The 20,907-nt window shown below is 64.6% G+C and carries 18 protein-coding genes; 11 read left to right on the top strand and 7 right to left on the bottom strand.

The annotated features are described in order from the left end of the window. Positions 1 to 9: 9 nt before the first annotated feature. The 7 genes from AAC014_RS06460 to der all read left to right on the top strand — a co-directional run bounded on the left by AAC014_RS06460 (position 10) and on the right by der (position 10,375). On the top strand, positions 10 to 3,210 hold the full coding sequence (locus AAC014_RS06460; RefSeq protein ID WP_339705771.1) for an efflux RND transporter permease subunit: 3,201 nt from the start codon (positions 10 to 12) through the stop codon (positions 3,208 to 3,210). An 802-nt stretch (positions 3,211 to 4,012) separates the two neighbouring features. After that, complete coding sequence (locus AAC014_RS06455; protein ID WP_339705768.1) at positions 4,013 to 5,608, top strand: amidohydrolase; 1,596 nt, start codon at positions 4,013 to 4,015, stop codon at positions 5,606 to 5,608. Positions 5,609 to 5,631: 23 nt separating this feature from the next. Beyond that, positions 5,632 to 5,976, top strand: a complete 345-nt coding sequence (locus AAC014_RS06450) for an ArsC family reductase (protein WP_339705765.1) — start codon at positions 5,632 to 5,634, stop codon at positions 5,974 to 5,976. Positions 5,977 to 6,013: 37 nt separating this feature from the next. Next, the gene (gene panB / locus AAC014_RS06445) at positions 6,014 to 6,889 is read left to right on the top strand and encodes a 3-methyl-2-oxobutanoate hydroxymethyltransferase (RefSeq protein ID WP_339705762.1); all 876 of its coding nucleotides are present in this window, start codon (positions 6,014 to 6,016) and stop codon (positions 6,887 to 6,889) included. Positions 6,890 to 6,949: 60 nt separating this feature from the next. Then, a complete protein-coding gene (locus AAC014_RS06440) occupies positions 6,950 to 7,681 on the top strand; it encodes a tetratricopeptide repeat protein (protein WP_339705759.1) in 732 nt (243 codons plus the stop codon). After that, positions 7,681 to 9,006 carry a PQQ-binding-like beta-propeller repeat protein gene (locus tag AAC014_RS06435; RefSeq protein WP_339705756.1) on the top strand — a complete coding sequence of 442 codons (1,326 nt, stop codon included), beginning with the start codon at positions 7,681 to 7,683 and terminating at the stop codon, positions 9,004 to 9,006. Before AAC014_RS06440 ends, AAC014_RS06435 begins: the two co-directional genes overlap by 1 nt. Before the next feature lie 4 nt (positions 9,007 to 9,010). After that, the gene (gene der / locus AAC014_RS06430; protein ID WP_339705753.1) at positions 9,011 to 10,375 is read left to right on the top strand and encodes a ribosome biogenesis GTPase Der; all 1,365 of its coding nucleotides are present in this window, start codon (positions 9,011 to 9,013) and stop codon (positions 10,373 to 10,375) included. A gap of 6 nt (positions 10,376 to 10,381) precedes the next feature. Here der and AAC014_RS06425 read toward each other — a convergent pair whose 3' ends face one another. Both AAC014_RS06425 and AAC014_RS06420 read right to left on the bottom strand, forming a co-directional pair. Further along, positions 10,382 to 11,359 (bottom strand): glycerophosphodiester phosphodiesterase, encoded by a 978-nt coding sequence (locus AAC014_RS06425; RefSeq protein ID WP_339706584.1) that lies wholly within the window; start codon positions 11,357 to 11,359, stop codon positions 10,382 to 10,384. Positions 11,360 to 11,416: 57 nt separating this feature from the next. Then, entirely contained in the window at positions 11,417 to 11,848 is a 432-nt protein-coding gene (locus AAC014_RS06420; RefSeq protein WP_339705751.1) for a PEP-CTERM sorting domain-containing protein, read from the bottom strand. 287 nt (positions 11,849 to 12,135) lie between these two features. On the opposite strand from AAC014_RS06420, the gene msrA reads away from it, so the two are divergent. Next, complete coding sequence (msrA, locus tag AAC014_RS06415; protein WP_339706581.1) at positions 12,136 to 12,672, top strand: peptide-methionine (S)-S-oxide reductase MsrA; 537 nt, start codon at positions 12,136 to 12,138, stop codon at positions 12,670 to 12,672. 16 nt (positions 12,673 to 12,688) lie between these two features. Here the strand turns inward: msrA and AAC014_RS06410 are convergent, their stop codons facing one another. The 4 genes from AAC014_RS06410 to AAC014_RS06395 form a co-directional block, all read right to left on the bottom strand. Further along, a complete protein-coding gene (locus AAC014_RS06410; protein WP_339705749.1) occupies positions 12,689 to 14,179 on the bottom strand; it encodes an NAD(P)/FAD-dependent oxidoreductase in 1,491 nt (496 codons plus the stop codon). Between the two features lie 62 nt (positions 14,180 to 14,241). After that, the gene (locus AAC014_RS06405; protein WP_339705747.1) at positions 14,242 to 14,655 is read right to left on the bottom strand and encodes a hypothetical protein; all 414 of its coding nucleotides are present in this window, start codon (positions 14,653 to 14,655) and stop codon (positions 14,242 to 14,244) included. Positions 14,656 to 14,715: 60 nt separating this feature from the next. Continuing rightward, a complete protein-coding gene (gene aqpZ / locus AAC014_RS06400) occupies positions 14,716 to 15,402 on the bottom strand; it encodes an aquaporin Z (RefSeq protein ID WP_339705745.1) in 687 nt (228 codons plus the stop codon). Between the two features lie 71 nt (positions 15,403 to 15,473). Then, a complete protein-coding gene (locus tag AAC014_RS06395; RefSeq protein ID WP_339705742.1) occupies positions 15,474 to 16,403 on the bottom strand; it encodes an L-threonylcarbamoyladenylate synthase in 930 nt (309 codons plus the stop codon). A 74-nt stretch (positions 16,404 to 16,477) separates the two neighbouring features. On the opposite strand from AAC014_RS06395, the gene AAC014_RS06390 reads away from it, so the two are divergent. Next, entirely contained in the window at positions 16,478 to 18,199 is a 1,722-nt protein-coding gene (locus AAC014_RS06390; RefSeq protein WP_339705739.1) for an acyl-CoA dehydrogenase, read from the top strand. A 204-nt stretch (positions 18,200 to 18,403) separates the two neighbouring features. Further along, complete coding sequence (locus AAC014_RS06385) at positions 18,404 to 19,012, top strand: outer membrane beta-barrel protein (RefSeq protein WP_339705736.1); 609 nt, start codon at positions 18,404 to 18,406, stop codon at positions 19,010 to 19,012. 80 nt (positions 19,013 to 19,092) lie between these two features. On the opposite strand, the gene ald is transcribed toward AAC014_RS06385, so the two are convergent. Next, the gene (gene ald, locus AAC014_RS06380) at positions 19,093 to 20,196 is read right to left on the bottom strand and encodes an alanine dehydrogenase (RefSeq protein ID WP_121047297.1); all 1,104 of its coding nucleotides are present in this window, start codon (positions 20,194 to 20,196) and stop codon (positions 19,093 to 19,095) included. 139 nt (positions 20,197 to 20,335) lie between these two features. Here ald and AAC014_RS06375 point away from each other — a divergent pair, with 139 nt between their 5' ends. Continuing rightward, positions 20,336 to 20,773: an Lrp/AsnC family transcriptional regulator gene (locus AAC014_RS06375; protein WP_339706578.1), complete on the top strand. Its 438-nt coding sequence runs from the start codon at positions 20,336 to 20,338 to the stop codon at positions 20,771 to 20,773. Positions 20,774 to 20,907 lie beyond the last annotated feature (134 nt).

The raw sequence follows: 20,907 nt of genomic DNA, 5'->3' as shown, positions 1-20,907 counted from the left end.
AGAACAGTCATGTGGCTTGCCGATGTCTCGATCCGCCGTCCTGTTTTCGCCACCATGATGATTGGCGCGCTGGTCGTCCTCGGTCTTATCAACTTCACGCGGCTTGGAGTCGATCTCTTTCCCCGGGTCGAGTTTCCCTATGTCTCTGTCAGCACCTCTCTCGAAGGCGCCGCGCCGGGTACCATCGAGACCGAAGTGAGCGACGTTCTCGAAGAAGAACTGAACAGCATTTCCGGCATGCGCCAGATGCGATCGGTCAGTGCGGAGGGACTTTCGCAAATCTTCCTGGAATTCGAGCTCGGGGAAGACGGGGACGTGAAGGCGCAGGACGTGCGCGACAAGGTAAGCATCGCGCTGCGCGGTTTGCCCACCGACGCCGATCCGCCTGTGGTCGAGAAGGTCGATCCCGATGCGAGCCCGATCCTGTCGATCATGCTGTCTGGCGACATGCCGATCCGGGAACTTACGACTTATGCGGATGAGGTGGTGAAGGAACGCATCCAGCGCGTCCCCGGTGTCGGATCTGTGACCCTGGCCGGCGGGCGCGAACGCGAGATGCGGATCTGGCTCGATGCCACCCGTATGCGCGCCGTCGGTGTCACTGCGGACGATGTGGTTCGGGCCGTGCGCGGTGGCAATGCCGAACTTCCGGGCGGCCGGCTCGAGATCGGCGGAGCGGAGCGCGAATTGGGCGCGCGCACCATGGCTGAGGCGCGTACGCCAGAAGAATTCGGCGCGCTCGTCATTCTCTGGCAACCCAACGGAGCTGCCGTGCGGGTCCGCGATATCGCCCGGATCGAGGATGGCCAGCAGGACGAGCGCAGCTTTGCGCAGTTGAACGGTACACCCGGGGTCGCGCTCGAAGTCAGACGGCAGTCGGGGCGCAACACGGTCGAGGTTGCGCGGGCCATCCGCGCCGAAGTGGAACAGCTTTCGAAAACTGCACCAGCGGGCGTTGAGATGGTGATCGCCCGCGACACCTCCCGCTTCATCGAATCCTCGATCGGCGACGTGCAGTTCGAAATTGCCGTGGCGATCGTGCTGGTCGTTCTCGTCACCTTCTTCTTCCTGTTGAGCTGGCGTGCGACAATCATCGTCACGCTCGCAATCCCGACATCGCTGGTGGCGACATTCATCGCGTTCGGTGCGTTCGATCTCACCATCAACATGATGACATTGCTGGCACTCACAGTGGCGATCGGCCTGCTGGTCGATGACGCCATCGTGGTAACTGAGGCAATCCAGCGAGACATCGACGGGGGTGCCGATCCCCGGAATGCCGCCTTTGCCGCCACCAAGAGGGTGGCACTCGCCGTGCTGGCCGGCACCTTTGCCACGCTTGCGGTGTTCGTGCCGATCGCCTTCATGGAAGGCATCGTCGGTCGATTCTTCTTTCAGTACGGCCTCGCCATTGTCTTTTCGGTCAGCGTGTCGCTGCTGGTCGCCTTTACGCTAACCCCGATGCTGGCAGCCCGCCTGCTAAAGGCGGGCGATCATGGCGGGGCATGGCTGTCGCGTATCGAACAGTTCCACCAGTCGACCGAGCGACGGTACGGGCGCGTTGTGCGTTGGGCGCTCCAGCGCCGTCTGTTGGTGATGATGATCGCGCTGGGCAGCCTAGTGATCGGCGGAATTGCCGCCTCGATGGTGCCTTCTACCTTTATGTCATCAACCGACCGCAGCGAGTTTCTTGCCACGGTCAAGCTGCCGCAGGGAACCGGCATCGCAGGGTCTCGCCGAGCGGCAGCACGCGCCGATGCGGCGCTGCGCGGAATTGACGATGTCGAACTCGTGTTCGTCACGGTGGGAGCCGGCAGCCGCCAGCGCAGCAACGAGCTGGAACTCTATGTCGCAATCACGCCCAAGCAGGGACGGTCGACCCACCAGATGGTGGTCATGGATCAGGCGCGCGTCGCGTTGCGGCAGGCACTTCCCGAGGCAACCGAGATTGTTGCCGCCGAAGTCCCATGGGTTTCGGGTGGTGGCATCGGTCAGGCCGCTATCGAACAGGTTATCATGGGTCGCGATCTGGCCGAAGCCGAAGCCTATGCGGCCCGGCTGGCGGCGGCGATGAAATCGCGCCCCGAATTCGCCGACGTTCGCTCCAGTTACGAAGGCGGCCGGCCCGAATTGCAGCTCCGCATCGATCGCACGCGTGCTGCCGATCTCGGCGTATCGGCACGCGACCTGGCGAACACGACCAGGATTCTCCTCGGCGGGGTGGAAGCCGGGACCTTCGAGGAGGGCGGGCGGCGCCATGACGTCCGGGTCCGGCTGGAAGAGGCACAGCGCCAGTCGCCAGATGCGGTGGCCATTCTGCAAACCCGAAGCCTTGAGGGACGCCTTGTTGATCTGGGCCAGGTAGCCGATTCAAGGATCGGCACCGGCCCTGTGCAGATCGACCGCCAAGACCGCGCCCGCAAGGTCTCGGTGCTCGCCAACAGCGCGACCGGTGTGTCCCTCGGCGCCGCCGTGCAAGCAATGGACGCAATCATTGCCGCCAATCCACCGCCCTCCGGCATCGAGCTGGTGGTGGAAGGGCAGGCGCGGCGCATGGCGGAGACAGCGACCGCAATCGGCTTTGCCTTCTTGCTCGCGCTTATCGCGCTCTACATCGTGCTTGCCAGCCAGTTCGACCGCTTCGGCCAGCCTTTCCTCATCATGCTGACGGCGCCCCTATCCTTCTCCGGAGCATTCGTGGCGATGTTGATCGGTGGACAGGAAATGAGCCTGTTCGGTCAGATCGGCCTCCTGGCGCTCATGGGCATTGTCATGAAGAACGGGATCCTGCTGGTCGACCGGGCAAACCAGCTTGTCGAAGCCGGTGTGTCACGCGCCGACGCCATGGCCCAAGCCGCTCCGGAACGGCTGCGTCCGGTGCTGATGACGGCACTAGCCGCAATCTTCGGTATGATTCCGGTGGCCTTGGCATCATCCGATGGATCGGAATGGCGCAACGCGATGGGCTTCATCGTGATTGGCGGGCTGATCACATCGACGATGCTGACCCTTGTTGTCGTCCCGGCGGCCTGGATGCTGCCGGAAGACGCAGCGCGGATGTGGCGGCAACTCGTCAGAAGGTCGCCGTCACTTGATAAAGGACATATCAGAAGTGCCGATAGCCCGGTCGAGGTCCCGATGGATAGCGAGAAGCAGCAAGCGATAGCGTCTCATCCTCCCGCCGTATCGTGGGCACTTGAAGACCGCTGATTGCGGGTCTCGAAGCGATGCAGGGCGGCAGAGCTGCCGAAGCCCGCTTCGGCAACGCTCGATGCGCTCGATCCGACGGCGGAAGGCCCGCACTTTGCAAGACATTTGCTCGGGCCGGCTCAACTGGAAGTCTTGTACGGTACAAGAGTTTAGGGACTTCCGGCCTGTCCGAAAGGGGACCCTTATGGCAGCATCAGGGTGGAAATCCGAATAGCGACTCATGCATCCTCGCGACCTCGGACCGTCAGCCCTTGTCGGTCGCAGGCTGATCGGGACACAAGAGCGTTACAGTTCTGGACTCGAAATCGTACGTAATCGACGCGCAATGCGCAATCGTGTCCATTCCGATGTAGAGCCGTTGGTTGGGGACCTTGCGCTTGCTGTCGGCCGAGACAGCGATCTCGTTGGGGTCCTGTTCGGGCGTGGCCCTTCCGCAGTGCCTCGTGAATTGCCTTTGCAGAAACGGGTTGGTGACGGTACTTTTTGCGAAGATTTCGGCTTTAGGCCGGCGGCAAGAATCGGCATCAGTGTCGGAATAGGAGTCGATAGATGCCGAAACCTCGAAAAAAATTTCGCATCGATTTCCTAAATGATTTCAACAGCGTGATTAAATGACGGGCGTTGAGCCGGCCTGCAGTACCGGCAAGCAGCAATATCGCAAATAAATCATAGGCTTAAGAGTGATTGGAACGATCGAGTGGGAATAAGGCGCCCAGGGCCTCGATAGGCATTGGCGTTCGCACCCACCGGGTGGCAAGTTTGCGGACAGACGTTTGTCGAGCAGCTTGCAGGAGGGTGGGGCATGAAGCAGGGATTTCGCGGTTCAGCGTTTGTCGTGGGGCTCGCGGCGTATCTCGCGCTTCTTCCGGGTGCGGCAGCTGCCGCTGAAAACGCCGCGCTGAAAGCTGAAGTCGCCAAGGCCGTCGAGGCGCGCGGAAAACTCGCGCAGCAGATGACCGATTCGATCTTCAGCTTCGGCGAGATCGGTTTCGAAGAATCCGAAACCAGCCGCTACGTTACCGACATTCTCGAAAAGAACGGTTTCAAGGTCACGCGCGGCGTCGCCGGGCTGCCGACGGGCTGGACCGCGACATGGGGCAGCGGCGGGCCACTGATTGCGCTCGGCAGCGATATCGACGGCGTGCCGCAGGCCTCGCAGAAGCCCGGCGTTCCGTATCATGATCCGATCGTGCCGGGGGCGCCCGGCCACGGCGAGGGGCACAACAGCGGCATCCCGCTCGTGGTGGTCGCCGCGCTCGCCGCCAAGGAGGTGATGCAGCGCGATAACATTCCCGGCCGTCTGCTGATCTGGCCGGGCGTTGCTGAAGAACTCCTCAGCGGCAAGGCGTGGTTCGTGCGCGCGGGCGTGTTCAAGGATGCCGACGCGGTGCTCTTCGCGCATGTGTCGAGCGGCTTCACGACAAGCTGGGGCGAAGCGGCCGGCACGGGCATGATTTCCGCATCCTACACGTTCGACGGCAAAGCCGCGCACTCGGGCGCGTCGCCGTGGTTCGGCCGCAGCGCGCTCGACGCGGTCGAGCTGATGAACATGGGCTGGAACATGCGGCGCGAGCATCTGCGCCTGCAGCAGCGTTCGCACTATGTCATCACCAACGGCGGCGATCAGCCCAACGTGGTGCCGCCGCAGGCGTCGGTCTGGTATTATTTCCGCGAACAGACCTTCGATCGCATCAAGGACAATTTCGCGATCGGCAACCGCATCGCAGACGCCGCCGCGGCGATGACCGATACGAAGGTGACGCGGCGCATCCTGGGTGTCGCGGCGCCCCGTCACTTCAACAAGCCGCTCGCGGAGGCGGCGTGGGCGAACATCAACGCGGTGGGAATGCCCACGTGGAGCGCGGACGATCAGGCCTTCGCGAAGACCGTGCAGCACAATCTCGGCGCGCCCGAGGAGGGCCTGAAGGCGAAGGTCGATGCGCTGCGTCCGCCGCCTGAAGAGAATTACATCGGCGGCTCGGACGACATCGGCGACATTTCGTGGACGGTGCCGACGATCACGCTCACCTATCCCTCGAACATCCCCGGCATCCCCGCGCATCACTGGGGCTCGGCGATCGCGATGGCGACGCCGATCGCGCACAAGGGCGTCGTGAACGGCGCGAAGGCGATGGCGATGACGGTCCTCGATCTGATGACGAAGCCCGCGCTTCTCACCGAGGCAAAGGCCTATTTCACCGACGTGCAGACGAAGGACCAGAAGTACGTGCCCTTCCTTTCGGCGGAAGACACGCCGCCGATCCTGCTCAACCGCAAGCGGATGGACGAATTCCGGCCGGAGCTGCGGAAGCATTATTACAACCCCGCCCGCTACGGCACCTATATGGAGCAGCTCGGCGTCCGCTATCCGAACACGGAGCGGAAAAAGGCCGACTGATCGGCAAAGAGGACGATGGAACAGTGATCACGCTCTACGGCATTCCGAACTGCGACACGGTGAAAAAGGCGCGCACGTGGCTCGAAGCAAGCGGCTTCGACTATGCCTTCCACGACTACAAGAAGGCGGGCATCGATCGGCCTCGCCTGGAAGCGTGGGTGAAGGAACTCGGCTGGGAAACCGTGCTCAACCGCGCCGGAACCACCTTCCGCAAGCTGCCGGATGCGGACCGCGAGAACCTTGATGCGAACAAGGCAGTCGATCTGATGCTGGCCCAGCCTTCAATGATCAAGCGTCCGATTCTCGACAACGGCAAGACGCGGTTGGCGGGGTTCAAGCCAGAGGTTTACGCAGCGGCGCTCCGCTGAGCTTTCCACGCTTGCATGGAAGCGTTACAAGCCGCCCATGTCTACGACCTCGATGACGCTCACGCTCGACACCTCGACGAGCCGTGCCAACCCCACTCCGGCACCGATGAAGCGCCTCACGGTGCCGCGTATCCGGCAGCGCAAGGGCGGCGAGCCGCTCGTGATGCTTACCGCCTACACGGTCCGCATGGCGCAGATCATGGACCCGCACTGCGACATGCTGCTCGTCGGCGATTCGCTGGGGCAGGTGATCTACGGTCTGCCGCACACGGTTGCGGTGACGATGGAGATGATGTGCGCGCATGGCGCGGCCGTCGTGCGCGGCAGCTATCACGCCGCCGTCATCGTCGACATGCCGTTCGGCAGCTACGAGGCTTCGCCCGAGCAGGCATTCACCAACGCCTCTCGGCTTCTGAAGGAAACCGGCGCCGCCGCCGTCAAGCTTGAAGGCGGCAAGGTGCTCGCGCCCACGGTCGAGTTCCTCACCTCGCGCGGCATCCCGGTGATGGCGCACGTCGGTTTGACGCCGCAGGCGGTGAACATCCTCGGCGGCTACGGCGTGCGCGGCAAGAGCGATGTGGAGGCGCGGTCGATCGTTGCCGATGCCACGGCAATGGCCGATGCGGGCGCCTTCTCGATCGTCATCGAAGGCGTGATGGAGCCGATCGCCATCGAGATTACGCAGAAGGTGGCGTGTCCCACCATCGGTATCGGGGCCTCGGCGCAGTGCGATGGGCAGGTGCTGGTCACGGAAGACATGCTCGGTCTCTTCGATCGGACGCCCAAGTTCGTGAAGCGCTACGGTGCGATGTCGAAGATCGTGGCCGATGCGGTGAAGGCCTATGCGGCCGATGTGCGCGCGCGGACCTTCCCCACGGAAGACAACCTCTACCGGGCCGACGAGGAAAAATAGGGTTTTGCTTGCGCGCGTGGCCATCGCTATGGTCCCGCGCACATTTTGAGAGGCACAACATTGGCCAGGGAACCATCGGGCACGGCGCCCGAAGACGTCTTCTTCCGCGAGGTTGATGAGGAAGTTCGCAAGGATCAGCTTGCGGGCTTCTGGCACCGTTATGGCCGCTGGATCGTCATTGCGGTCGGCGCGGGTCTTGTCGCGCTCGCCGGATTCCTCTGGTGGCGCGAAGAGCAGATCCGCAAGGTCGGCGTGCTCAGCGAAGAATATTCTGCGGCACAGAAGGGGCTGGAGATCGGCAGCGCCAAGGCGGTCCAGGAGATCGATCGCTTCGCTTCGGGCAACTACGGCGGCTACACGGCGCTCGCGCGGTTCACCAAGGCGTCGCGTGCCGTTGAAAACGGCGACAACGCCGCTGCGCTTGCCGAGTATAAGGCGCTCGCCGCCGACACGAAGCTGCCGCAGCCGCTGCGCGACCTTGCGACGATCACCGCCGTGCGCGTCGAATATGATACGCTCGCACCCGCCGATGTCGTGACGCGACTGAAGCCGCTCGCGCAGCCCGGCGCGCCGTGGTTCGGCGTTGCCGGAGAGATGCTTGCGGTCGCCTATATGGCGCAGGGCAAGCCCGAACTCGCGGGGCCGATCTTCGCGGCGATCTCGTCAGATGAAACCATCGCACCGTCGCTGCGCCAGCGTGCGCAGCAGCTCGCCGCCTCGCTCGGCAGCCTCCCTGACGTTGCACCTGCGGCGGCTGCTCCGGCAGCCGAACCGACAACCGGAAAGAATTGATGCGTAAATCGCTTATCGTCGTCGTGCCGCTGGTCGTGGCGCTTGCCAGCTGCGGAATTTTCCGCGGCGGCGGAGACAAGAACAAGTCGAAGATCGCCGGAGAGCGTCTTGCCGTGCTCAGCTACGAGGCGCGGACGACCGCTGACCCCGACCTTGCGAACATCGCAGTCACACTTCCGCCGCCCGTCACCAATGCGGAGTGGACCCAGCCGGGCGGCAGCGCGTCGAAGGCGCTCGGGCATCTCAGCCTGCGGGACAATCCGTCGCGGGCCTGGTCGGTGTCGATCGGCAGCGGCAGCGATCGGACAAAACGGCTGACGTCGGGCCCGGTGGTCTCCGGCGGGCGCGTCTACACGATCGATACACAGGCGGAGGTTCGCGCGTTCAGCGCCGCGAACGGCGGCCAGCTCTGGTCGGCGACGCTCCGCAAGGACGGCGAATCCCAGAACGTCGCGTTCGGCGGCGGTGTCGCGACTGATGGCGCCCGCGTCTACGCGACTTCGGGCTACGGCCTCGTTGCCGCCTATGACGCCGCGTCGGGTGCGCAGGCGTGGCGCGTGGACATCGGTATGCCACTGCGCGGTGCGCCGGCTGTCGAGGGCACGCAGCTTTTCGTGATGACGCAGGACAACCAGTTGCAGGTGCTCTCCACCGCGACCGGTGAAACGCTTTGGGAAAACGCCGCGACCGTCGAACCCGCCGGTCTGCTCGGCGCCGCGTCGCCCGCTGTTGCGCTCGGCACGGCGGTTGTCGGCTTCTCGAGCGGCGAACTCATCGCGCTCCGCGTCGAAAACGGCCGCAGCGTCTGGCAGGATGCGCTCAACCGCACCGGCTCCACGACCTCGCTCGCCGCGCTCAGCGACATCGATGCGTCGGCGGTGATCAGCGATGGCCGGGTCTACGCGATCGGTCACGGCGGCCGCATGGTGGCGCTTGATCTTTCGACCGGCCAGCGCGTCTGGGAGCGCAACCTCGCGGGCACCTCGATGCCGTGGGTGGCGGGCGAATACATCTTCGCGGTGACCGTGGACGGCGAGCTCGTTGCGGTGCAGCGCTCCGACGGGCGCGTGCGCTGGGTGACGCAGCTTCCGCGCTGGCGCAACGTCAAGAAGCGCAAGAATCCGATCATCTGGCAGGGGCCGGTGCTGGCGTCGGATCGCCTCTATCTCGTCAACAGCGAGGGTGATCTCACCGCCGTATCGCCGGCGGACGGCGCCGTCCTGTCCACGAAAGAGGTCGGGAAGGACATCTTCCTTGAGCCTGTGGTGGCCGACAACACGCTCTACATCCTCTCCGAAGACGGCCGCCTGAGCGCATACCGTTAGAGCCATGACCAACAAAAAGCCCAAGGTCGTCATCATTGGGCGCCCGAACGTCGGCAAGTCGACGCTCTTCAACCGGCTCGTCGGCAAGCGCATCGCGCTCGTCGACGATACGCCGGGCGTCACGCGCGACCGCCGCGAGGGTGAGGCAAAGCTGTTCGATCTCGATTTCATCGCCGTCGATACGGCGGGCCTCGAGGACGCCGGGCCGGAGACGCTTTCCGGCCGGATGCGCCTGCAAACCGAAGCGGCGCTCGAAGACGCGTCGGCGGCGCTGCTCGTCATCGATTCGCGCGCCGGTCTCACGCCGATGGACCGGCATTTCGCGGACTGGCTGCGCACCGCGAAGGTGCCCGTGGTGCTCGTCGCCAACAAGGCGGAAGGCCGCTCGGGCGATTCGGGCATCCTTGAAGCCTATGCGCTCGGCTTTGGTGAACCGGTCGGCATCTCCGCCGAGCACGGCGAGGGTCTCGCGGATCTGTTCGAGGCGCTGGCCCCGCACGTTGACGCCGCCACCGCCGCGGCGGGCGATGCGTTCGAAGGCGAAGACGAAGAGGCGGGTCCGCTCAAGCTCGCCATCGTCGGGCGCCCGAACGCCGGCAAGTCCACGCTCATCAACACGCTGCTCGGTCAGGACCGTCTCGTCACCGGGCCGGAGGCGGGGATCACGCGCGACAGCATCGAGATCGAGTGGAGCTGGGAAGGCCGCCCCGTGCGCCTGATCGACACCGCGGGCGTTCGCAAGAGGGCGAAGGTGCACGAGAAGCTGGAAAAGCTCTCGGTCGCCGATACCCGCCGCGCCGTCGATTTCGCCGAGGTTGTCGTGCTGCTGCTCGATGCGACGCTCGGTCTCGAAGCGCAGGATCTGCGCATCGCCGACATGGTGATCGAGGAAGGCCGCGCACTCGTCATCGCGCTCAACAAGTGGGACGCGGCGGAGGATCAGTCGCGCCTGTTCCAGGGCGTCCGCAAGGCGCTCGACGAGGGGCTCGCGCAGATCAAGGGCGTGCCGCTGCTCGCGGTTTCGGGGATGACCGGCAAGGGTCTCGATACGCTGCTCAAGGCGGCCTTCGAGCAGCGCGACGCGTGGAGCCAGCGCGTGCCGACCAGCCGCCTCAACCGCTGGTTCGAAGGCGCGCTCGAGCGCAACCCGCCGCCCGCGCCCGATGGCAAGCGCCTGAAGCTGCGCTATGTCACACAGGTGAAGGCGCGCCCGCCGTCATTCGTGATCTTCGGCAACCGGCTGACCGAGCTTCCCGAAAGCTATCGCCGTTACCTCGCGAACTCGCTGCGCGATGATCTCGGCTTCACCGGCGTGCCGATCCGCCTGACGCTGCGCGGCGGGAAGAACCCCTTCGACCGTCAGAGCTGAACGGCTCTATCGCGCCGCCACGGCTTCGGCCGTGAAATCGCTGAACAGTCCGTCGATGCCGGTGGCGAGGTAGGCGCGAATCTCCCCGGCAAGTTCACCGTGCGCGCGCGGGTCTTCGCCTTTTCGATGGTCGGCGGGGAGGAAATAATTCTCCGCGCGGAATGTCCACGGATGGACCTTGAGCCCCGCCGCGTGCGCGTCCGCCACGAGCCGGGTCGGTGATGTGAGGCGCATGTCGGGTCCGCGCGGGATCACCAGCGTCTTTTCGGGGCCGATGCCGTCCGCATAGGCCGCGACGGCCTTGAGGCCCTCCGGCGTCAGCATTTCTGCATAGCTCCGATACGTGCCGTCCGCCGGTCCGCCCTCTGCGGCGACGAGCTGGATCAGGCGCACGCCCGTCATCCCGTCTAGCCGCTTCAGATTGTTCACTTCGAACGATTGGATGAAGACAGGCGCATCGGCATCGCGCCAGCCGGCGGCATCGAGCGCGGCGACCAGTTTTGCTTCAAGCGGCAGGCCGATCGCGGCAAAGTACGTCGGGTGTTTGGTCTCGGGGTAGATGCCCACACCGCGCGCCTTGGCGAGCGTGATGATCTCATCCAGCGTTGGAATCTCGAATCGGCCGTCGTTCGCTGTGCCGCGCAGCTCGGGCAGGCGCTCGCGGGCGCGCAGCGTTTTCAGTTCGGCGAGCGTGAAGTCTTCAGTGAACCAGCCGGTGACGGAAGCGCCGTCGATGGTCTTGGTTGTCTTGCGATCCGCGAATTCCGCGCGCGAAGCCACGTCCGTGGTGCCCGAAATCTCGTTTTCATGCCGCGCGACGAGCACGCCGTCGCGTGTCGGCACGAGGTCGGGTTCGATGAAATCCGCGCCGTCGTCGATCGCGCGCGTGTAGGCGGCGATCGTGTGTTCGGGAAGCAGGCCGCTTGCGCCGCGATGCGCGATCACGATGGGGCGGTCAGCAGCGTTCACGCCCGAAGCAAGCATGAGCGAGAGTGAAAGGGCAAGGAAAAGTCTCATGCCCCTTCGTTAGCGCGGTTGTATTCAGATTTTGCGACGCAGGAGATATTTGCGGCCGCCGATCAGGCCTGCCGCGCCAAGCCCGAAGAGGGCAAGCATGGCGGGTTCCGGAACAGGGTTGGTTCCGCCACCGCCGGGTTCGCCGCCACCGGGCTCGCTGCCACCGCCGCCTTCCTGGCCACCACCGCCGCCGGAACCGCCCGGCAGGATCAGCTCGGCATATTCGGGAAGGTTGGTCGCCTCGAAGTCGCTGGGGATTTGGGCATCGCGCATCATCTGGTCCTGCACGATGTAGGGCTCGCACGGGAACTGCACGACCTTGCGAGCAGGGTTCTTCGATGCCGTCTTCACGGCCTTCGGTTTGTCGGCATTGTGGCGGGCTTCGTTCACCCCGGCACCAACCACGGCGCCGGTGCAGATGCACAGCGCCAGCTTTCCAGCAGCAGCGATATTCATAACCAAACCTGCCCTATACGCGCCGCGCTAAGCGTGGCGGGCCCCGTTGATACTTTGTGTCATTACGCTCGCGACACGGCCCCGCTACGAGCGTTGATTGGTTACTACAGTGTTATGGATTAATACCGGATTTACAAGCCTGACGCGGCTTTCAAGCGGTATTAACGCGCAACAAATTGTATTCTGTTGCGGCGAATATACATAATGTTGGTGGTTAATTGCCAGAGCGCCGACTTGCGGCATGCCGCCGCAGTTGTCGGTCGCCGAATGAATGGAGCATGCGTGAAATGTCCACGGAAACCGCGATCCTCGCAGGCGGATGCTTCTGGTGCGTTGAAGCGATTTATGATGATCTCCAGGGGGTTAGCGCGGTCGAATCCGGCTATATCGGCGGGCACACCGCGAATCCCACCTACAAGGAGATTTGCGGCGGCGACACCGGCCACGCCGAAGCGATCCTGATCCATTTCGATCCGGCGATCGTCAGCTACGAAGAGCTGCTCGACATCTTCTTCCACATTCACGACCCGACGACGCTCAATCGGCAGGGGAACGACGTCGGTACACAGTACCGCTCGGCGATCTTCCCGCAGGATGATACGCAGCGGGCGGCGGCGGAGGCGGCGATCGTGAAGGCCGCGGCGCTATGGCCGGACCCGGTGGTCACGACCATCGAGAGCGGCACATGGTATCCGGCCGAGGACTATCACCAGGAATATTACGCCCGAACCGGCGATACGACGCCCTACTGCAACTTCGTCGTCGGCCCCAAGGTCCGGAAGTTTCGCGAAAAATACGCGGATCGCCTTAAAAGCGCGAACTGAATCAGGGGTTTGCCGGCTACTCGGCCGCGATCGCCTCCGGCGCGCGCTGCGCCGTCGCATCCGCCGCCTTGCTGAAGCGCAGCACGCCGTCGTCGACGGGCGCGTGGCGGAACATCTTCACGTCGCCGGCATAGTTCTGGTTGAGCCGCCACGGCAGCGCCTTGCCCTGCTTCGGGAACTGGTGAAGCCCGCGCTTGAAATAACCCGAGGAGAAGTCGATCCACGGCTCCGATTCCATGGCGGGATCATCGAGTGTGGGCGTTGCGACATCGGTGCCGGTTTCCGTCATGTGATTGAGCACGCGGCAGAGATACTCGCTGGTGAGGTCCGCCTTCAGCGTCCACGAGGCGTTGGTGTATCCGAACGCCACCGCGAGGTTCGGCACGCCCGAGAACATGATGCCCTTGTAGCCGTAGGTCTTCGGGAACTCGACCTTGCGGCCGTCGAGCGTCACGTCGATCCCGGCCATGAACAGCAGTTCGAGGCCTGTGGCGGTGACGATGATGTCCGCCTCCAGCGTCTTGCCTGATTTGAGCAGGATGCCGGTTTGCGTGAAGCGGTCGATATGGTCGGTCGCGACCTCGGCGCGGCCTTCGCGGATCGCATCAAACAGGTCGTGGTCCGGGACGAGGCAGAGCCGCTGCTCCCACGGGTTGTACGTCGGCGTGAAGTGCGTCTTCACGTCATAGTCGGGGCCGAGAAGATCCTGGACGCCGCCCAGAAGCTTCTTTTTCAGCTTCTCGGGCTTGCTGCGCGCAAGGCGGAAGACCCACTGTTGCAGCGCGACGTTGCGCCAGCGCACGATGTTGTAGGCGAGCATCGGCGGCAGCCAGCGCCGCAGCCAGTTCGCGAAGCGGTCTTCGGCAGGCCGCGAGACCATGTAGGTCGGCGAGCGCTGCAGCATCGTGACATGCGCGGTCTTCGCCATCTCGGGGACGAGCGTGACGGCGGTCGCGCCCGAACCGATCACGACCACGCGCTTCCCCGCATAGTCGAGGTCTTGCGGCCAGTGCTGCGGATGGATGATGCGGCCCCGGAAGCTATCCGCGCCCTCGAATTGAGGCGTATAGCCCGCGTCGTAGCGATAGTAGCCCGAGCACATGTAGAGGAAATTGCAGGTGAACCGCACGGGCGTGCCGTTGGTTCGCGCCGTCACCGTCCAGCGCGCGGCGCGCGAATCCCAGGCTGCGGCCTCGACATGGTGGCCGAAGCGGATTTTTTCGGAAAGGCCGTATTCGCGCACGGTTTCATCGAGGTAGCGCAGGATGGAATCACCGTCGGCAATCGCCTTCTGGTCCGTCCACGGTTTGAAGTTGAAGCCGAGCGTGTACATGTCGCTGTCGGACCGGATGCCGGGATAGCGAAACAGGTCCCACGTCCCGCCGATGCCCGGGCGGCCTTCGAGGATCATGTAGCTGCGATCCGGGCAGTGCTTTTTCAGGTGTACGCCCGCGCCGATGCCCGAAATGCCGGCGCCCACGACGATCATGTCGAAATGTTCGGTCATGCGGTCCCTCTTCCGCTGATTTGAGCAGAACATAAATTAGGCGCGCGTGAACGGAAACTCTTCTAATGCGCAGCGCAAATCACGGCTGCGCGAATGCCTGCGGCGATCACCGAAAGCGGGGCCGCCGCAGGATTGTCGCAGAGCCGGACGAGTGCGGACGGGTCGGGTTCGGCGCCGTCGAGCCCGATCGCTTCCAGCAGTTCCGCCTCATGCGGCAGCAGCGCCGCGCAGCAGGGCGCGCCGATTTCCAGCCGCTGCGTGCCGTGCATGGCGATGCCCGTCAGCAGGCAGCGTAGCAGGTGTTCGATCCCGCAGGCACTGTCGCCGTAGGCCTCGATCAGCGCCGCGTGGAGGCAGGGCGGGCGCGGCCATCCGATCACGAGCCGCCGCAGCGCCCACAGAATCGTCCGGCTGTCAGGCGGCAGGTTCAGCCACGGCCCGCCACGGTAGTCGGCTATTTCGGCAATCGTCGCCATGATGCGATCCCTGTTGCGAATATATTGATAATCATTCGCAACAGGGCATCTGTCAACGCATCATTCGTCCCAGACTACTTTGTATACAAAGCCCGCAACCAGAGCGCCGACAATCGGGTAAACCCAGAAGAACCACAGCTGCTCAAGCGCAATCCCGCCCTCGATCAGCGCCGGGCCCGTCGAGCGCGCCGGGTTCACCGACGTGTTCGTCACCGGAATGCTGATGAGGTGGATGAGCGTGAGCGCCAAGCCGATCGCGATCGGCGCAAACCCCGGCGAAGCGCGCTTCGCCGTCGCGCCGAGGATGACGATCAGGAACCCGAAGGTCATCACGATCTCGGTCCACAGCGCCGAGGTCATCGAATAGCCTCCCGGCGAATGCTCGCCGAAACCGTTCGAAGCAAGCCCGCCCGCGTAGCCGGCCTTACCGCTCGCGATCGTGTAGAGCACGAGCGCGGCAAGGATCGCGCCGACGACCTGCGCGAGGATATAGCCGGGAGCATCCTTCCAAGCGAAGCGTCCCCCCGCGGCGAGGCCCAGCGTGACGGCCGGGTTGAAGTGCCCGCCCGAGATCGGTCCCAAAGCAAAGGCCATCGTGAGTACGGTAAGACCGAACGCGAGACTGACCCCGGCAAGACCGATGCCGACGTCGGGAAACGCAGCGGCAAGCACTGCGCTGCCGCAACCGCCGAGAACGAGCCAGAAGGTACCGAAGAGTTCCGCTGTGAGCTTCTTGAGATCGAACATGCCATACCCTCCCCTGAAGGACCGCGTCCTGCGCGGCGGGGCTGCATAACACATTCTGGACGCAAGGAGAATCAGCGCGGCGCGGCGGCGCGGCGAAGCCTGTCGTTGATCGCGGCGCCAAGACCCTCACGAGGCACGGGTGCGACGGCGATGGCGTTTGCTCCGCTCGCGTCGGCGGCGTGCAGACAGTCGAACAGTCGGGCGGCGGCTTCGACGGTATCGCCCGCCCGGGACAGGCTGATGTCGCCCGCGACAGCCCCAAAGCCGATCAGGAACTCGCCTTCCGATGCGGTTTCCGCGTCGAGACGGAGCAGCTTCGTGGGCGCATAATGGCTCTCCATCATGCCCGGCGCCTCGATGCCGCCACCGGCGAGCGACACTGGGGCATAGGCCTCCAGCGCCTCGCGCGATACGCCGCCGGGGCGAAGCAGGCGCAGATGGTCTCCGTCAACAGCGACGATGGTCGATTCGATCCCGCCCCTGCAGCGGCCGTCATCGATGATGAGTGGAATGCGGCCACCCAGGGTTTTCAGGACGTGTTCGGCACGCGTTGCGCTGATCCGTCCGGAGGCATTGGCCGAAGGGGCGGCGAGCGGGCGGCCGAGCGCCGCGATCAGTGCTTGCGGGACGGGATGATCGGGGCAGCGCACGGCGAGCGTTGGGAGGCCGGCGGTGACGATGGCAGCGATGGGGCTGCCGGGTTTGTGCGGCAGGACGAGCGTCAACGGTCCCGGCCAGAAAGCATCGATGAGGCGACGCGCGAGCGGCGACACCTCGACATGCTCGGCCGCCATTTCGGCGTCGCTGACGTGGGCGATGAGCGGGTTGAACGAGGGTCTGCCCTTGGCGGCGTAGATGCGGGCGACGGCGTCTGCATTCGTGGCGTCGGCGGCGAGGCCGTAGACGGTCTCGGTGGGGATCGCGACGACCGAGCCGGTGCGCAGCAGCGCGGCGGCGAGCAACACGCCTGCGGTGTCCGGCGGCACGGTTTCAGTGCTCAAAAGATCAGGTTGCCCGCTCACAGCCCCCCGCTATACCCGCGCCGTTTCCTCTCACAAGCGATAGATGGCCGCCCATGACTTACACCGCCCCGATCACCGAGCAGCGCTTCGTCCTTGAAACCATCGCAGACCTGCCCGGTCTTGCGCAGCTGCCGCACTTCGAAGCAGCGACCGCGGATCTCGTTGACGCGATTCTGGAAGAGGCGGGGAAGCTCTCCGCTGGCGTTTTCGCGCCGCTGAACCGCATCGGCGATACGGAGGGCGCGAAGCTCGCGAACGGCGTGGTGACGCTGCCCGCAGGCGTTCGTGAAGCCTACGCCGCCTATGTCGAAGGCGGATGGATGACGCTCGGCGCCGATCCGGCGTGGGGCGGGCAGGGGCTGCCCTTCGTGCTGGCGACCGCCGTTCAGGAGCAGACGACGAGCGCCAACATGGCGCTGTCGCTTTGTCCGATGCTGTCGCAGGGCGCGATTGAGGCGCTGACCGCGCACGGCTCCGAGGACCAGAAGCAGACCTACCTGACCAAGATTATCTCGGGGGAATGGACCGGCACGATGAACCTCACCGAGCCGCAGGCCGGGACGGACGTCGGCGCGCTCCGCACTGTGGCGACGCCCGCGGAGGACGGCACGTGGCGCATCAAGGGATCCAAGATCTTCATCACGTGGGGCGAGCATGACGTTGCGGACAACATCATCCACCTCGTCCTCGCGCGCACGCCCGGATCGCCCAAGGGCACCAAGGGCATCTCGCTGTTCATCGTGCCGAAGTTCCTCGTGAACGCGGACGGCTCGCTCGGCGCGCGCAACGACCTGCGCTGCGTTTCGATCGAGCACAAGCTCGGCATCCATTCCTCGCCGACCTGCACGATGAGCTACGGCGACAACGACGACTGCGTCGGCTTCATGATCGGCGGCGAGAACGCCGGGATGCGCGCGATGTTCACGATGATGAACCATGCGCGCATCAACGTGGGGCTGCAGGGCGTTGCCATCGCCGAGCGCGCGTACCAGCACGCGCTCGCCTACGCGAAGGACCGCGTGCAGGTGCGGCGCATCATCGAATTCGCCGACGTGCGGCGGACACTGATGACCATGCGTGGCCTTACCGAAGCGGCGCGGGCGCTGACCTATCTGAATGCGGCCGCCGTCGATCGCGCGCACGCTGAAATAGACGAACTAGCCCGGCGCGAGGCGCAGGCGCTTGCCGATCTGCTGACGCCGGTGACGAAGGCGTTCTCGACCGATGTCGGCGTCGAGGTCGCGAGCCTCGGCGTGCAGGTTTTTGGCGGCATGGGCTTCATCGAGGAGACGGGCGCGGCGCAGCACTACCGCGACGCGCGCATCGCACCGATCTACGAGGGAACGAACGGCATCCAGGCTATGGACCTCGTGGGGCGCAAGCTGCCGCAGGGCCGATGGAAGAGTCTATTTGCGGACATGCGCTCGGATTTTGCGGAAACGGCCGGGCTGGCGCCCTATCTGGAGGACGCGCTTGCGGCACTCGAAAGCGCGACCATTTGGCTCGCGGAAGGCGGCGGCGATGACAATGCTGCGGGCGCGACGCCGTACCTTCGGATGTTCGGCCTTACCGTCGGCGGATGGCTGCTCGCGAAGCAGGCGGCGGCGGCAGCGCAGCGTCTTGCGGCGGGCGAGGGTGATCCCGCCTTCCTGAACGCGAAGATCGTGACGGCACGCTTCTTCGCCGAGCAGTTCCTGCCGCAGGCGGCGGCACTGCTGGGGCCGGTGACGCGCGGCGCGGAGACGCTCTTCGCGATACCAGACGAGGCACTTTAGAGACCTCTTTCCCACCCGATATGACAGTTTAACGGGCGCTGAACGTCGTTTGTCGAAGCCCGTATGTCGTTCGTCCTGTTTCCGACGGTCGTTCGCCGAAGCCGTGATTCGTCGCCTTTTCTCGGCCGCAATTCGCCACCACCTGTGCCGCCGTCCGCAAGGCTCTCCCCTCGCGGGCAGTGCAATCTTTGTAGAGGTGAGTTCATGAAAAAGCTTATTCTTGCCGCGCTCGCGACAGCCCTCCTCCCGGCGTCCGCGCTCGCTCAGGACGCAGGCACCATCGGCGGTGCATTCGTCGGCGGCCAGATCGGCTGGGGCAAAAGGTCGGTCGATCTCGATTACGGCCTGCTCGGCGTGGATGATTTCGACAAGAGCCGCAACGGCATCGAGTACGGCGTCTTCGCCGGCTACGACTACGGCGTCGGAAGCAACATGATTGTCGGTGTCGAGGCCGGTATCGGCATGGGCGGCAAGACGCTGCGCGACACGCCCGTCGCCGGGCTGACCGCAGAGGTCGACCCGAAGTGGAACTATGATGTGAGCGCGCGCGCAGGCTTCCTCGCGACGCCGAACCTGCTCGTGTACGGCCGGCTCGGCTATGGTGCCGAACGCACGCGGGTTTCCACTGTCTCGACGCTTCAGGGCGTTGCGTCCACCAGCGAAAAGGGCTGGTCGGATGGCCTGCTCTATGGCGGCGGTCTCGAATACGGCCTCAACGAGTCGGCGAGCATCCGCACCGAATACCGCCACCGCGACATGGACGGCGGCTATGCGGCCGATCAGGTTCTGGCGGGCCTCGCGTTCCGCTTCTGAACGACTGTCGGTCCGAAAACAGTTGGGCCGGAGGCATCGCCTCCGGCCCTTCTTTTTTGGCTTCGCTCAGGTGAAACGTTTTATTCCCAGGCGCGGTAGGCGAGGCCGAGGTCGTCGGCGACCGCCTTGTAGGTGATGAAGCCGCCCGCGACGTTGAGGCCGTTGCGTAGGTGCGGATCGGCGCGCATCGCGCCCTCTGCGCCGAGCTTCGCCAACTTCACGATGAACGGCAGCGTCGCGTTGTTGAGCGCGAAGGTGGAGGTGCGGGCGACGGCGCCGGGCATGTTGGCGACGCAGTAATGGATGACGCCCTCGACCGTGTAGACCGGGTCGCTATGCGTCGTCGCGTGCGAGGTTTCGAAGCAGCCGCCCTGATCGATGGCGACGTCGACGAGCACCGAACCGCGCTTCATCGTCTTCAGCATCTCGCGCGTGACGAGCTTCGGCGCGGCGGCGCCCGGGATCAGCACGCAGCCGATGATGAGGTGCGAGTTCTCCGCCGCGCGCGCCACGGCGGCGCTGCTTGCGTAGACGGTCTTGATGCGGTTCTGGAACAGCGCATCGAGTTCGGCGAGGCGGGTCGACGACACGTCGTAGATCGTCACGTCGGCGCCGAGGCCGACTGCCATCTGCGCGGCATTGAAGCCAGAAACACCGCCGCCGAGGATCGAGACCTTGGCGGGGGCCACGCCCGGCACGCCGCCGAGCAGGATGCCACGGCCGCCCTGTTCCTTTTCAAGATAATGCGCGCCGACCTGCACGGCCATGCGCCCGGCGACCTCGGACATCGGCTGGAGGAGCGGCAGGCGGCCCTGCGCGTTCGTGACGGTCTCGTAGGCGATGCAGATCGCGCCCGATTTCATCAGCGCTTCGGCCTGGGGCTTGTCTGCGGCGAGGTGCAGGTAGGTGAAGAGCGTATGGCGCGGCTCGAGCCATGCGATCTCGTGGAGCTGAGGCTCCTTCACCTTCACGATCATGTCGGCGGCGGCGAACACTTCCTGCGGCGTCGCGAGGATCTTCGCGCCGACCGCGATATAGGCGTCGTCACCGAAATCGATGCCGCTGCCCGCGCCCGTTTCCACGAAAACCTCGTGGCCGGCCTGCGTAAGCTCGGCGACCGAGGCCGGCGTCATGCCGACACGATATTCGTGAACCTTGATTTCCTTTGGTACCCCGACGCGCATGACTGTTCTCCCTCATCCTGATGAATTGAGGGGAATCTACCGGAAATCGCGTCGGAGAAGTTTGCGAAGTTGCTCGCGGGGAGGCGGATCGTGTAGAGAATATTCGAATAGAGATGAGGATTTCGGGAAATTGTCCGAACTGGATCAGATCGACCGCAAGATTATCGCCCAGCTTGCAATCGACTCGGGATTGACGAGCGAGCAGCTGGGCAGCCGCGTGGGGCTTTCGGCGTCCGCCGCGCATCGGCGCGTGAAGATTCTGGAGGAAACGGGATTCATCCGCGGCTATCGCGCCGTGCTGTCGCCCCAGGCGCGGGGCAATCCTTCCGCCGTCTACGTTGCCGTCACGCTCACCGACCAGCGCAAGGAAACGCTTTCCGCCTTCGAAACCGCCGTGGCGCGTGCGCCTGAAATCGCCGAGGGACACCTGATCACGGGCGATTCGGACTACATGCTGAAAATCCTGGTGAAGGAAGGCGACAGCTTCGAGCGCGTGCACCGCGAGCTGCTGGCGGCGCTGCCCGGCGTGCAGCGGCTGGTGACACAGGTAAGCATCCGCAGGATCGTGGGTGAGTGAGCGGTTTCGCACGCCTGTTGTGCAGTGCGGCACGCTATGCTAGTCGCCGCCGCCGCTTCGGTTCAGAACAACGCAGCTTGAGACATGAGTCGCATGACCCGGCAGAACAAGGATTACAGGGGTTCGTGCCGCTA

The sequence above is a fragment of the uncultured Sphingosinicella sp. genome, assembly GCF_963974575.1.
In the GTDB taxonomy this organism is placed as follows: Bacteria; Pseudomonadota; Alphaproteobacteria; order Sphingomonadales; family Sphingomonadaceae; genus Sphingosinicella.
This window is presented reverse-complemented; position numbering and strand designations above follow the sequence as displayed.

Bases quoted from the DNA above. Each gene is read 5' to 3' on its own strand.
- AAC014_RS06420 (WP_339705751.1), bottom strand. From the start codon at position 11,848: ATGAATATCGCTGCTGCTGGAAAGCTGGCGCTGTGCATCTGCACCGGC.
- panB (WP_339705762.1), top strand. From the start codon at position 6,014: ATGTCTACGACCTCGATGACGCTCACGCTCGACACCTCGACGAGCCGT.
- AAC014_RS06455 (WP_339705768.1), top strand. From the start codon at position 4,013: ATGAAGCAGGGATTTCGCGGTTCAGCGTTTGTCGTGGGGCTCGCGGCG.
- aqpZ (WP_339705745.1), bottom strand. From the start codon at position 15,402: ATGTTCGATCTCAAGAAGCTCACAGCGGAACTCTTCGGTACCTTCTGG.
- der (WP_339705753.1), top strand. From the start codon at position 9,011: ATGACCAACAAAAAGCCCAAGGTCGTCATCATTGGGCGCCCGAACGTC.
- AAC014_RS06405 (WP_339705747.1), bottom strand. From the start codon at position 14,655: ATGGCGACGATTGCCGAAATAGCCGACTACCGTGGCGGGCCGTGGCTG.
- ald (WP_121047297.1), bottom strand. From the start codon at position 20,196: ATGCGCGTCGGGGTACCAAAGGAAATCAAGGTTCACGAATATCGTGTC.
- AAC014_RS06435 (WP_339705756.1), top strand. From the start codon at position 7,681: ATGCGTAAATCGCTTATCGTCGTCGTGCCGCTGGTCGTGGCGCTTGCC.
- AAC014_RS06385 (WP_339705736.1), top strand. From the start codon at position 18,404: ATGAAAAAGCTTATTCTTGCCGCGCTCGCGACAGCCCTCCTCCCGGCG.
- AAC014_RS06460 (WP_339705771.1), top strand. From the start codon at position 10: ATGTGGCTTGCCGATGTCTCGATCCGCCGTCCTGTTTTCGCCACCATG.
- AAC014_RS06425 (WP_339706584.1), bottom strand. From the start codon at position 11,359: ATGCTTGCTTCGGGCGTGAACGCTGCTGACCGCCCCATCGTGATCGCG.
- msrA (WP_339706581.1), top strand. From the start codon at position 12,136: ATGTCCACGGAAACCGCGATCCTCGCAGGCGGATGCTTCTGGTGCGTT.
- AAC014_RS06410 (WP_339705749.1), bottom strand. From the start codon at position 14,179: ATGACCGAACATTTCGACATGATCGTCGTGGGCGCCGGCATTTCGGGC.
- AAC014_RS06390 (WP_339705739.1), top strand. From the start codon at position 16,478: ATGACTTACACCGCCCCGATCACCGAGCAGCGCTTCGTCCTTGAAACC.